This is a genomic window from Clavibacter sp. VKM Ac-2872 (assembly GCF_015351105.1).
Classification (GTDB): Bacteria; Actinomycetota; Actinomycetes; order Actinomycetales; family Microbacteriaceae; genus Clavibacter.
In genome coordinates this window covers 821,720-834,740 of sequence record NZ_JADKRR010000001.1, presented here as the reverse complement: position 1 = coordinate 834,740, position 13,021 = coordinate 821,720, and the positions used below count along the sequence as shown (strand labels likewise).

10 protein-coding genes are annotated in these 13,021 nt (G+C 72.7%); 5 read left to right on the top strand and 5 right to left on the bottom strand.

The annotated features are described in order from the left end of the window. Window position 1 precedes the first annotated feature (1 nt). The 3 genes from ITJ40_RS04025 to ITJ40_RS04015 form a co-directional block, all read right to left on the bottom strand. On the bottom strand, window positions 2-1,045 hold the full coding sequence (locus ITJ40_RS04025) for an NAD-dependent epimerase/dehydratase family protein (RefSeq protein ID WP_194665857.1): 1,044 nt from the start codon (window positions 1,043-1,045) through the stop codon (window positions 2-4). A 142-nt stretch (window positions 1,046-1,187) separates the two neighbouring features. Continuing rightward, a complete protein-coding gene (locus ITJ40_RS04020; RefSeq protein ID WP_194665856.1) occupies window positions 1,188-2,801 on the bottom strand; it encodes a lipopolysaccharide biosynthesis protein in 1,614 nt (537 codons plus the stop codon). 165 nt (window positions 2,802-2,966) lie between these two features. Further along, complete coding sequence (locus ITJ40_RS04015; RefSeq protein ID WP_194665855.1) at window positions 2,967-4,016, bottom strand: glycosyl transferase; 1,050 nt, start codon at window positions 4,014-4,016, stop codon at window positions 2,967-2,969. 183 nt (window positions 4,017-4,199) lie between these two features. Here ITJ40_RS04015 and ITJ40_RS04010 point away from each other — a divergent pair, with 183 nt between their 5' ends. The 5 genes from ITJ40_RS04010 (at window position 4,200) to ITJ40_RS03990 (ending at window position 9,552) form a co-directional block, all read left to right on the top strand. Further along, window positions 4,200-6,143 carry a glycosyltransferase gene (locus tag ITJ40_RS04010; RefSeq protein ID WP_194665854.1) on the top strand — a complete coding sequence of 648 codons (1,944 nt, stop codon included), beginning with the start codon at window positions 4,200-4,202 and terminating at the stop codon, window positions 6,141-6,143. A gap of 199 nt (window positions 6,144-6,342) precedes the next feature. Then, window positions 6,343-6,990, top strand: coding sequence for a hypothetical protein (locus ITJ40_RS04005; protein WP_194665853.1), 648 nt, complete (start codon window positions 6,343-6,345; stop codon window positions 6,988-6,990). Window positions 6,991-7,030: 40 nt separating this feature from the next. Further along, window positions 7,031-7,486, top strand: coding sequence for a VOC family protein (locus ITJ40_RS04000; RefSeq protein ID WP_194665852.1), 456 nt, complete (start codon window positions 7,031-7,033; stop codon window positions 7,484-7,486). A gap of 751 nt (window positions 7,487-8,237) precedes the next feature. Then, entirely contained in the window at window positions 8,238-8,708 is a 471-nt protein-coding gene (locus ITJ40_RS03995; RefSeq protein ID WP_194665851.1) for a hypothetical protein, read from the top strand. Window positions 8,709-9,186: 478 nt separating this feature from the next. After that, window positions 9,187-9,552, top strand: coding sequence for a hypothetical protein (locus ITJ40_RS03990; protein ID WP_194665850.1), 366 nt, complete (start codon window positions 9,187-9,189; stop codon window positions 9,550-9,552). A 579-nt stretch (window positions 9,553-10,131) separates the two neighbouring features. On the opposite strand, the gene ITJ40_RS03985 is transcribed toward ITJ40_RS03990, so the two are convergent. Both ITJ40_RS03985 and ITJ40_RS03980 read right to left on the bottom strand, forming a co-directional pair. Beyond that, complete coding sequence (locus ITJ40_RS03985; protein WP_194665849.1) at window positions 10,132-11,520, bottom strand: polysaccharide biosynthesis tyrosine autokinase; 1,389 nt, start codon at window positions 11,518-11,520, stop codon at window positions 10,132-10,134. Beyond that, window positions 11,517-12,887 (bottom strand): hypothetical protein, encoded by a 1,371-nt coding sequence (locus ITJ40_RS03980; protein WP_194665848.1) that lies wholly within the window; start codon window positions 12,885-12,887, stop codon window positions 11,517-11,519. The genes ITJ40_RS03985 and ITJ40_RS03980 overlap by 4 nt, the downstream gene beginning before the upstream one ends. Between the last annotated feature and the right edge of the window lie 134 nt (window positions 12,888-13,021).

Here is a 13,021-nt window from a genome sequence, read left to right as displayed (position 1 = left end):
CTCAGCCCTCCGCGGCCGCCCGGTAGGCGGCGTCGGCCGCGTGCTTCGCGTCGACGAGGCGCTGGATCCGGCGGTCGGTGTCCGCATCCGGCCGGGTGAGCTCCGGGTGCTCGGCCCGCCACGCGACGATGCCGCGCACCGCGATGTGGAACGGGATCCGCGGCTGGAACGCGGGCACGAGGCGGCGGATCCGGGTCGTGTCGAACACGGCGCTGTGCGAGAGGTCGCCCACCACCAGCTCCGACCAGCCCCAGTCCGGCTCCACCACCGGGAACTGCTCGGCGGGCACGTGCACCAGCCGCGCCTCGACGCCGAGCGCGTCGGCGACGAGGTGGTGGATCCGAACCCACGTGGAGACGTCGTCGCTCGTGATGTGCAGCGCCTCGCCCACGGCGCGCTCGTCGCCGAGGATCCCGACGAGGCCGACCGCGAAGTCGTCCGCGTGCGTGAGGGTCCAGAGCGAGGTGCCGTCGCCGGGGACCACGACCTCGTCGCCGCGCGCGATGCGGTCGACGACCGTCCAGCCGCCCGCGAGCGGCGGGCTCGCCTCGTCGTAGGTGTGCGAGGGGCGGACGATCACGACGGGGAAGCCGCTCGCGGCGTGGTGGCGGAGGAAGGCGTCCTCCATGGCGATCTTGTCGCGCGCATAGCAGAGGAACGGGTTGGCGCGGAGCGTCGACTCGGTGATGGGCGTCTGGAGCGCGGGCTTGCGGTAGATCGACGCCGAGCTGATGGCCACGAACTGCCGGGTGCGGCCGGCGAAGAGCTCCACGCGGCCGTCGGCGCCCGCGGCGTCGAAGGACAGGAAGTCGACGACCGCGTCGAAGGTGCGATCGCCGATCGCGGCGAGGAGCGCGGCCGGATCCGTGACGTCGGCGACGCGACTCGTCACGCCCTCGGGCGTGCCGCGGCCCTGGGCGTCGGCGCCGCGGTTCACGACCGTGACGTCCATCCCGGCGGCGACGGAGGCCCGGACGCACGCGGCGCTGATCGTGCCCGTCCCGCCGAGGTAGAGCACGGACAGGCGGGCGGCGTCGTGGGTCACAGGGGTCCTCGTCATCGAAGCGGGGGCGCCGGTGGATCCGCGCCCTGCGTGCACGCTACGCCCGCGCCGGCCCCTCCCCGCCCGGGTCGGCGGGGGAAAGGTTGCGGAAGGTGCGCGGCGCGGGGCCGCCCGACGCGCGGGGCTAGGACGGGACGCGTGCGGCCGCGGGCACGTCGGCGGGCGTCGCCTCCGGATCGGGTCCCGGATCGGCGTCGGGCCCCGCGGCGGGCGCGGCCACCCGGCGGGCGCGCGGCAGCACGCGCGCCAGGTCGAGCACCCCGCGCACGTCGCGGCGCACGGCCGGGACGATCGCGACCGAGAGCGCGTAGAGCACGGCGGTCGTGCCGACGCCCGCGAGGAGCTGCAGCACGTCGGATCCGGTGTCGACCAGGGCGAGGAGCGCACCCGTCGCGACGCTCACCGAGCCCACGACGCCGATGATCCGCAGGGCGCCCAGGTAGAGCCGGCGCGTGGGGATCGGGGCCGTGCGCGACAGCCACCACAGCGAGATCGGCCAGCAGATGGCGGGCGCGGCGGCGTACCCGGCCGCGATGCCGACGATGCCGCCGGTCGATCCGATGAGGATGCAGCTGACCTTGATCACCGCGCTCAGGAGCGAGAAGCGGAACAGGTCGCCCGTCAGGCCGCGCGACACGTAGACCCAGTAGCCGACGAAGGCGAGGGTGTCGAAGATGCCCGCGATGGCGAGGAGGCGGAGGATCGGCGCGACGCTGTCCCACTGCGGCCCGAGGAAGACCGCGGTGATCGGCACGGCCGTCGCGGCGACGAGGCCGAGGCCCGCGCCGAGCGTGTAGCCGAGGGCGAGCTGCCCGCGCGCGACGTAGTCGGCGAACCGGCGCTGCTCGTCGGCGAGGCGGGAGAGCACGGGGATGGCGACCGTGGTGAGGGGGCTGCGGATCTGCGCGAGCGGCGTCATCAGCAGCTGGAACGCGCGGTTGTAGATGCCGAGCGACCCGGCGCCGAAGCGGAGGCCCACGAGGAACGTGTCGATGTTGTTGCTGACGTAGCCGACCATCTGGCTGGAGACCATGTTCCAGCCGAAGCGCAGCAGCGGGCCCATCGGCTCACCGCGGCGCGGGAGGCGCGGGATCCACCGGGCGAAGCCGACCGCGAGCGCCAGCAGCACGAGCGTCTGGGTGAGCTGCTGCGCGACGAGCGCCCAGTAGCCCCAGCCGAGGAGCGCGCCGCCGATCGCGACGAGGAGCGCGACCGCGGGCGCCGTGACGTCCGCCGTCGCGAGCGCACGGAACCGGAGGCTGCGGGTGAGGCTCGCGCGGTACTGGGTCGCGAGGCCGTTGAAGACGAAGGTGAGGCTGAGGGCGTGCGCGATGGGGATCAGCTCGTCGTGGCCGAAGACCGCCGCGAGCGGCCAGGCCGCGCAGAAGACCAGGGCGGCGAGGACGAGGCCGATGCCCGCGTTGATCCACCAGAGGTTGTCGCGCTGGCCGCGGCTGAGGTCGCGCGCCTGGATGGCCGCGTTGGAGAGGCCGAAGTCGCGGAAGATCTCGCCGACGCCGATGATCGCGAGCACCATCGCGAGCAGGCCGTAGTCGGTGGGCGTGAGCAGCCGGGCGAGGACGACGACGGACGCGACCTGGATGAGGATCCGGACGAGCTGCGCGCCGATCGTGACGATCGCGCCGCGGGCCGCGCGGGCGCCGAGTCCCTGCGTGGCGGCGGGCGGCGCCGCGGTCGCAGGCGCGGCGGAGGGGTCGCCGGGCAGGGCGGAGGGCATGGGGCTCCATCGTCGGGTCGAGGAGGGGGTGGCGACCGGGTCGGCTGCGGGTGACAGCCGGATCACCGCGAGCTCGGGTGTCAGGAGGACCGCACGGGTATGCGGGCCCTGTCCGATGCTAGCCGCGGGGGCGCGGGGATCCAGCCCCCGAACGGGTGCCGCGCGTCAGCCCCGCTCGACGCCGCGGCGGATCCGGAGCGCGCGCCGGTACGCCGACGCGTGCGCGGTGCCCGCCCGGTCCCAGTCGCGCGCGGCGAGGTCGGGGGACGCCGCGCGCGCGCCGGTGCGCACGGCCTCGGTCGCGCGCAGCAGCTCCTCGGGGGTCAGGTCGCCGTCGAACAGGTGGATCCAGCCCGGGCCGACCTCCTCGGCGAGCGCGCGGTTCACGGCGTTGTCGGGCACGAGCACCGGCCGTTCGAGCGACAGAGCCGCGAGCGCGCCGCCGGAGTTGTGCATGAACCGGTACGGCAGCACGACGAGCTCGGAGGAGGTGACGATGTCCACGAGCTCGGCGTCGGTCTGGAAGCGGAGGTCGAGGCGGATGCGGTCGTCGCCCGCGGCGAGCGCGCGGATCATGCCGGCGAGCTCCTCGGAGGACGGGTTCCCGCCGATGCGCAGCGACAGGTCGGCGCCCGCGTCGCCCGCGCCGCGGAACGCCGCGACGAGCTGCTCGACGCCCTTGTACCGGCGCACCAGGCCGACATAGCCGAGGCGGCCGGGCACCGCGTCGGCGACCGGCTCGTCGCGGAACCAGTCGCGGTAGTGGCCGTGCAGGATCGTGGCGACCGGCTGCTCGGCGGGGATCTCCGTGACGGGGTTCACGCGCACCCGCAGCGTCGTCATCCGCTCCATGAGCACGAGCAGCAGCGACTCGCGGCGGCCGATTCCCTGCGGCCGCTCGAGGTTGTGCACGGTGCGGACGATGGGGATCCGCCGGAGCGTCAGCCTCGCGAGGAGCGCGACCGTGAACGCCTGGCGGACCGCCTTCTTCAGCGGGCTGTGCCCGTCGACGAGGATCTCGGGCCAGTGCACGTGGAACACGTCGTAGCGGCCGAGGAGCGCGGTGCGCCAGCTGAAGTGCAACGGGCGGACGCCGGGGGCCTGGGCGAGCGCGCGGCCGAGCATCACGATGTACGGGTTCGTCGTCGGGCGCGGCGCCGGCGACGACTGGAGGACGACGAGGTCGCGGCCGGGCGGACGGGAGGGGACGGTCATGGCGCTCCTGAGCGGGATGACCGGGCGGGTCGTCGGGCACGGCCACGGGCTCATCGGTCGAGGAAATAGACTATGCCACCACCCGCCCGCACCCGAGGGCGGGCCCCGCCGGCGCGACCCCTGCCCGGCGACACCCGCCGCACCCGCCGCACCCGCCGCACCCGCCCGATCGATCGGATGCCCATGCCCCGCCCCGCCCTCCTCGCCGTCGTGGTCGTCAACTACGGATCCGCCGACCTCGTGCGCGAGAACGTGCTGCCGCTGATCGAGCGCCTCGATGACGCGCTGCTCGTGGTCGTCGACAACCGCACGACCGACGCGGAGCGCGAGCGCGTGCGGGAGCTCGCCGCGCACCCGTCGACGCGCGTGCACGGCGTCTACCCGGACGGCAACACGGGCTTCGGCACGGGCATGAACATCGGCGTGGACGCGGCCCGCTCGCTCGGCGCGCGCGAGTTCCTGCTGCTCAACCCGGACGCGACCATCGCGCCCGACCAGCTCGCGGTGCTGCGGGGCGTCGTGGCGGCAGATCCGCTCACGCTCGCGGCCCCGACCATCCTCCGACCGGACGGCAGCACGTGGTTCCGCGGATCCGACCTCTACCTCGCCGACGGACGGATCCGCTCCGCCGCCCGCCGCGCGCAGCACCCCGGCCAGGCGACCGAGCCGTGGCTCACGGGCGCGTGCCTGCTCGTGACCGACGAGCTGTGGACCCGGGTCGGCGGCTTCTCCGACGACTACTTCCTGTACTGGGAGGACGTGGACCTGTCGCGCAAGGTCGTGGCGGCGGGCGGACGCTTGCGCGTCGTGGAGGAGGCCGTGGCCGTGCACGCGGAGGGCGGCACGCAGAGCGCCGGCCACGCGAGCGCGGGCCAGGCGAAGTCGGGCACGTACTACTACCACAACATCCGGAACCGGCTCCTCTACGGGGCGCGCCACCTCGACGCGGCGGCGCTCCGGCGGTGGCGGCTGCTCACGCCGGTGATCGCGTACGAGGTGCTGCTGCAGGGCGGGCGGCGGCAGTTCGCGCATCCGGTGGCGCCCGTGACGGCGGCCGTGCGCGGGATCCGCGACGGCTTCCGGCTCTCCGGCGGCTGGCGCGCGGTGCCGTCGCCCGCGCCGACGACCGCAGCGGCCGGGGTGCCCGCCCGCCCGGTCGCGCCCGTCTCCTCGCTCGTCGTCGCGATCCTCACCTACCGGCGCCCCGACGACATCCGCGCCGTGCTCCCCCTCGTCGCCGCGCAGGCCGCCGAGCTCCGGGAGGCCGCCGAGGTCGATCCCGCGCTCCCCCGCGCCGTGCGGATCGTCGTGGTCGACAACGACCCCGCGGGCGGCGCCGGCGCCGCGGTCGAGGACGCCGCCTCCGCCTCCCCCATGCCGATCGCCTACGTGCACGAGCCGACGCCCGGCATCTCCGCCGCCCGCAACCGCGCGCTCGACGCCGCGGCCGACGACGACCTGCTCGTGTTCCTCGACGACGACGAACGGCCGGATCCCGGCTGGCTCGCCGCCCTCGTCCGCGCCCGGCAGGCCACCGGCAGCGCGGGCGTCGCCGGTCCCGTGCGCAGCGAGTACGAGGTCGAGCCCGACGCGTGGGTGCGCGCCGGCGGCTTCTTCGTGCGCCGTCGCCCCGCGACGGGCACGCGCCTCGAGGTCGCCGCGACCAACAACCTGCTGCTCGACCTCCGCGCCGTGCGCGCGGCGGGCCTGCGCTTCGACGTGGACCTCGGCACGCAGGGCGGCGAGGACACGCTCTTCACCCGACAGCTCGTCGCCTCCGGCGGGCTCCTCACCTGGTGCGCCGAGGCGGGCGTCGTCGACGTCGTGCCGCGCGCCCGCACCACGCGCCGGTGGGTGGTGCTCCGCGCCTTCAGCAGCGGGAACTCCTGGAGCCTCACCTCGGTCGCGCTCGCGCCGGCGTCCCCGGTCGCGCGCACGCGGATCCGCGCCGCGGCCACCGCGCGCGGACTCGTGCGCGCGCTCGGCGGCACCGGGCGGATCGCGGTGGGCGCCGTCACGGGCAGCGTCGCGCACCGCGCGAAGGGCACCCGCACGCTCGCGCGCGGCGCCGGCATGGTGGCGGGCGCGTTCGGCTGGTCGTACCAGGAGTACGCGCGGCGCGACTGAGCGGAGCCGCGCGGCCCGGCCTCCGGCGACCTCCCCTGGACGGGGGTCTCGTCGGCGGGCGCCCGCCGACGTAGGATCCGAGGGCAGAAGACCCGGAATCCTGCGTCGGTCGACCACCCATCGCCCGCCCGCCCCGCGCCGCCGACCCGCCCTGGTCGTCGGGCCCGTCTTCCGCCGTACCCGACGAGCGAAGAAGGCCATGCCCGCACCCGAGAGCACCCCGTCCGACCTGCGTCCACGGCGCGAGCGTCGCGCCCGCAGCCGGCGCACCACCGTCGTCGTGATAGGCGCCGCCTCCGTCCTCGCGGTCGCCGCCGTGGTCGGCACCGTCGTGGTGAACGGATCCGGATCCGACGCCCCCGCGGCCGCCGCCGACACGAAGGACTGGTCGGAGGTCGCCCCCACCGCGGGCGCCACCGAGGCCCCGGCCCCGCTCCCCGACGGCGACACCCGCGCGCTCGGCCAGGAGGTCGCGACCACGGTCGGCCTCGACGAGACCGCGACGTTCCCCGGCTCGATCCAGGCCCGCATCGTCTCCGTCACGCCGACCAGCACCGACGGCGGACGCGTGGGCGAGCTGAGCGGCGACGCGGTCGACGTGCGGCTCGAGCTCGTGAACGTCACGGACGCGGTCGTCGCGGTCGACTCCGTGGCCGTCAACGTCTTCTACGGCGCCGACCGCACGCCCGCGACGCCCGCCGACTCCGACACCGTGATCCGCGGCTCGCTCGAGCCCGGCGCGTCCGCGACCGGGGACTACGTGTTCAGCGTGCCCGCCGCGTCGGCCGACGCGATCAGCGTGGTCGTGGCGCGCGACGCGGGGTCGCCGGTGGTCGTGTTCCAGTAGAGCGCGACGCTGCGGCGTGTCGGAGCTCGATACTGATGCCATGGCATCACCGCTCGTCTCCGACATCGCCCACTCCGGTCTCACCGTGGCCGACCTCGACGACGCGTTGGCGCTGTGGTGCTCCGGTCTGGGGTTCGTGCTCGAGCGCACCTTCACGCTCGACGTGGAGGTCACGGCGGCGACCACCGGCGTCCGTGGAGCCGTGATCCGCGCAGCGACGGTGACGCTCGGCCCCCACCGGGTGGAGCTGCTGCAGTACGACCCGCCCCGGCTGCCTGAGTCCGCCGGCTCGCCCGCACAGGTCGGAGTGGTGCACATCGCGCTCACGGTCTCCGACCTCGATCGTGTGCTCGAGCTCTGCGCTGGACACGGCTGGAGACCGGTCGGGACACCTCACCGGATGACCGGTGGCGCCCGAGCCGGCACACGCATCATCTACCTCGAAGGTGCCCTCGGTGGATTCCTCGAGCTGATCGCGCCCCCACAGCTCCCATAGTGCGCTTCGGCTGTCGGATCTCGTCTGGTTCTCGATGGCTCGACGACCGATCCGTCGCCGACCACCAGAACTCTGCTCGATCAGCTTGACCGGCGTTCGACCTCACCCGTCACTCGACGAGGTCTTCCCAGACGAACGTCGTGGTCTGGCCCGACTCCCGCTCGCGGCGGATGATCGCGTAGGCGACCGCCGCTAGCGGCTCCGCTCACACGGGGGCAGCTGGATGCCGGGGAGCCTCGACCTGCGGCTGCCCTTCTCGCTGCTCCGAATCCGGACCACCACGACATCAGGCCGCAGCGGTGCGTCTCGAGCAGATGGTCCGGCAATAGTTCCAGAGCGGAGACTCCCACGCAGACACGTGACGCACGGTCAGATGTCGTTCTTCCATGCCCAGAGGCGCGCGCAGGATCGGTGACGGACGGCTGCTGGTCAGGTCCTGTCCGCTGCACTGATGACGATGATCATGTTCCAGGAAGGCTCGTGCGTCGCTCTTTCTGAGCCGAGGGGCTCTCCATTCGACGCGAAGGCTCGCTACAGCGCCGCGCGTTGCAGCCTGCCAGCCCCGATCGCTGGCGGGCATACGAAGTATGTGTAACACGGACCTTCTCATGTTGTCTACACCTCAAACAAAGGACAGAGAACCTCAACGCTCCTGCTATCGTCCGAGTTCTAGGTAGACCAATCATGCCGCTTCGCAGGTATCACGAGCCTGCAACGAGTGGGTGCGAAGACGCGAGGGGACACTAACGCCATGGATCGATCAGCGCAAAGGACGATCACACCCACGAGAAACGCCAGGAAGCGAACGCCGAAGCGTTCACGAGCGATTGCCGCTATTTCCGTCACCGCAGGTCTGGTTCTCTCGACCGTCACGGGAACCACCGCGGCACAGGCAGCGGACCCGGCGTTCGAGATATTCTTCGGGAAGGACTGCAGCGGTGGCGGTTCCGCATCGCGCGTCTACACGGGTGAGAACCTGGGAGAGGGATGGGTCAACGACACCTTCAATAAAACCCAATGGGGCTCCTGGGGCGTCAACCAGAGAGTCCGCAACAACGCCGAATCCATCTACCTGAGCAACGCTCACGTGAGGATCTACATCAACGGCGACCGCAGCCTCGCCTGGGAAGAGCAGTCACGCGGGCAGTGCTACAACCTGCCGGACGGAGTCAGCAACCACAATACGCAGTGGGCGACCTACAACTATTCCTTGCCGGTCTGAGTCCGCTCCTTCCCGGCCCCATGCGGCGCAAGACCGCATGCGGCCGACACGACCACCCGGGGCAACCAGGGCGACGGTCAAGAGGTCCGCGACAACGCCGAATCGATCGACGTCGGCAACGCCCTCAAGCGGATCCACGCGGATGGCGATCCCCCATGGCCCCAGACGGGAACAGCGATCACGGGGCGCCAGCTCCAACGTGCCGCACGCCGTCCCCCATGACGACACGGGATGGTCGACGTTCAGTTGCACCGGCTCACCACGCAGCCGCGGCTGAGGCAGCGCCCGCCAGTGCTCGAAGTCGAGTGCACCGGCACCGCCGCACATCGGGCCGCACGGGCCCGGTCATATGAAGATACGAGGAGAAGGACACACCATGGATCAATCACCCCAGCCGCGCACCACAACCGCGAGCATCTCCGGCCGGCGCGATCGGAGGCGATCACGCACAATCGCCGCAGTGTCGGTAGCAGCGGGCGTGGCACTGTCCACGTTGACGGGAGCCACCGCCGCCCAGGCCGCACAACCGACACCCGCGTTCGAGATATTCTATGGAGTCAATTGCAGTTCCGGCGGAAGCGCCTCACGCGTCTACACAGGCGAGAACGCCCGCGAGGGGTGGGTCAACGACACCTTCAACAAGACGACGTGGGGCTCCGCAGGCAACGGCCAGAAGATCCGCGACAACGCCCAATCGATCTACCTCAGCAACGCCCGGGTTCGCATCATCACCGAAACGGGCTACCCAGACTGGGAGGAGCAGTCGTACGGGGCCTGCTACAACTTGCCGGCCGGCGTGCACGACCACAACATCATGTGGCAGACATATGGGATCCCGGGATGACAAGCCGCTCCCGATCATCCCAGCTCATCGAATGACGAGACTCGTATTCGCTCGTCGCTCGATTGCGTGACATCGAGGAGTTCGCGTCGGATCGGCGGCTTCAGCCGGCGTGACGCCGAACGCGTCGATCTTCGACGCAGCGGGACAGCCCGGGAAGAGGACGTGCAGTCACCTGGTCGACTGCACGCCCTCTTTCCCTCTCACCGGCCATCAGGCGAGAGGCTGACAGCGCCGGCTCGCCGGCGTGAGACCCCACACGTCACAGCCGCCTCACGCAGAGATCCAGTGCCCGGCCAAGAAGATCTGGATGCTGATGGTCGGACACGACGACCTCCGCGTCGCCGCGCCGGATGAGGCGCTCACATTGATGCTCGGCGACGCACGCCTCGCCCGCCGCTGACGCGTGGACGCGACTCCCCTGGTACTGCATCCGGGAGCCTCTGTCTCCGTCGACGGCATCATCGTCACCGACGGCGATGATCCCGGCCTGCTGCCGTCTCCTTCGATGCCTGCGCACATGGGCCAGGTCATGCGCATCGGAGCCGCTCCGGCGGCGCCCCTCGTCGCCGCCTCCGCTCGTCACCCCGCGACGTGCGCCTTCCCCGCCCCACGCCCCGCCCGCCCCGTCTGCTCGGCCTCCGCGCGGTAGTACGCGCGCTTGTCCTTCGTGGGGCGCACCTTGTTGAGCACGACACCGAGGACGGATCCGCCCGACTTCTCGACCGCGTCGAGCGCCTCGGAGAGCTGGCCGCGGTGCACGCGCGTCTGGTCGGCGACGACGATCGCGCCGTCGGTCATGCGCGCCACGAACGCGGCGTCGGCGACCGCGATGAGCGGCGCGGTGTCGATCACGATGACGTCGTAGGACGCCTTGGCCAGGCCGACCAGGTCCTCCATGCGGGACGACGCGAGCAGCTCGCTCGGGTTCGGCGGGATCTCGCCGCTGGTCAGCACGTGGAGCGTGCCGTCTCCCCACGGCTGCACGACGTCCTCGAGGAGCGCCTGGCCGACGAGCACGGTCGTGAGGCCCGCGTCGCCCTCGAGCCCGAGGTACTGCGCGACGACGGGCCGGCGGAGGTCGGCGTCGATGAGCAGCACGCGGCGCCCGCCCTCGCTGAGCGACATGGCGAGGTTCGCGGCGACCGTGGACTTGCCCTCGCCGGGGATCGACGACGTGACGACGATGCTCGACGACCGGTCGCCGAGGAGCACGAAGCGCAGGTTCGCCTTGAGCTGGCGGAAGCCCTCGGCCGCGGTCGACAGCGGCCGGACCGCCATCGCGAGGCCCGTGACGCCGCGCTCGCGCTCGAGCGACCCGAGCAGGGGCGCGGTCGTGAGGTGGGCGACGGCCTCGGCGGAGCGGACGCGCGTGTCGAGCAGGCGCACGAGCGCGAGGCCGAGGAGGCCCGCGAGGAGGCCGAGCAGCAGGCCCGCGAGCGTGTTCGTGCGGCCGTTCGGCGCGGACTGGTTCTCGGGCTCGGGGGCCTCCTGGATCACGCGGACAGACACCGTGGGCGAGCCCTCGGCGCCCGTCGGCGCGTACGCCTCGGCGGTGTCGCGGAGGCTGGTCGCCACCGCGTTGGCGATCTCCGCGGCCTCCGACGGCGACGGCTCGGTGACGCTGATCTCCATGATCACGGTGTTCTGCGGCGTCGTGACGGTCACGGCCCGCGCGAGCTCCTGCGGCGTCTGGTCGAGGCCGACGCGGGCGATCACGGGCTCGAGCACCGCGGGCGACTCCGCGAGCTCGCCGAACGACAGCATCTGGCTCTGCGTGTAGGTGGCGCCCTGGTTGAGGTCGCTCGCGCTGGATCCGCTGCTCAGCGAGAAGTAGAGGCGCGACTGCGCGGTGTAGACGGGCGTCGCGAGCTGGGACAGGCCGAACGCGACCGCGCCGCCCGCGAGCGTGGCGGCGACCACGACGTACCAGAGTCGGCGGAGCAGGGCGGTGAACTCGTGGAGCGTCATCGTGAGGGGGTTCTTCCGGGTAGGAGCGGCGGGACGGTGCTGCGGGCGGGATCGGGGTGGCCGGCGGCATCGGCGTCGGCCGGTGCGTCGACGGGGTCGGGCGGCGGCTCGGACAGGGGCACGCCTTCGCGGCGGAGGATCTGGCTCGTCGCCGCGACCCCCGCGAGGAACCACACGAGCGTCGCGAACTGCGTGATGAGCGCCACCGACGCGAGCGCCGGGATCTGCGCCACGAGCGCGATGGTCGCCGCGGTCGCATGCCCGCGCAGCACGAGCCAGACCCCGACCGAGAGGGCGACGAGCACGGCGCCCGCGACCAGCAGGCCGAAGGTGAGGCCCGTGAGCACGAGCTGGCTGTCGATGGAGCGGAACGGCCCGTAGAAGACGCGGCCGTCGCTGCCGCGGTGGGCCTCGGGGGTCGTGCCGAGGATCCCCATGCCGGGCACGAGGCTGTAGAGGTCGCCGCGGTAGTCGGAGCTGGCGCTCGCCTCCGTGCCGGCGTCGTCGAACACGGACTGCACGAAGGGGGCGACCGCGGCCGCGACGATGACCACGCCCGCGGTGACGGTCGCGCGCACGCGGAGCGAGATCGCGTCGCGGAGGAACACGATCGAGAGCGCGAGGCCGAGCACCGCCCCCAGCATGCCGACGCGGCTGAAGGTGAGGACCGCGGCGAGCATCATCAGGGCCGTCATGCCGAGGCGCGCCACGAGGCCGAAGCGGGACGCGAGCGTGAGCGGGATCGCGATCGCGAGCGCCGAGCCGAGCGCGATCGAGTGGCCGTACGCGCCCTCCGCCCGGAGGATCCCGCCGCGCCCCTGCAGCGTCGCCCACGTCTCGCGGAGCCCCGCGTTGCCGGGCAGGAGCACGAACGGGTTCCATCCCGTGATGAACTCCACGATCGCGAGCGCGGCGACGACCGTGAAGACGACGGCGGTCATCGCGTGGAGCGACGCCATGCCGATCCGGTGCGCCGCGAGCCGCCCGAGCAGGTACCCCGGCAGCGCGTAGGTGAGGAACGTCACGAGCGTGGACATGCCGATGCCCGCTCCGCCGCCCACGACCACGCCGGCGAACCCGGCCGCGGTCATCAGCACTACCAGCACGTCGAGCGGCGAGACCCGGAAGCCGGGCACGGGCACGATCGCGAGGATCACGAGGACGGCGACCACCGTCGACGGCGGCAGGTAGTAGCCGCCGAGCGGAACCCCCGACCAGACGGGGACGAACGAGAGCACGACGAGCCAGAGGGCGACGGCCGTGCGCGGCAGGCGCCGCAGGACGAGCAGCAGGAGGGCGCCGCCCGCGAGCACGATGCCGAGGAGGAGCAGGGTCTGGAGGCCGGATCCGGCGAGCAGCCCGCTCATCGCGCGGCCGCCCCGGGGAGCGCGCTCGGACGTGGACGTGGACGACGCATGGCTCCCCCTCTCATTCCCCCGGCCGCCGAACGGCCCTGTCGATCATCTCAGTGCGACGCCCCGGTGGGCGGGTCCTCGGGACC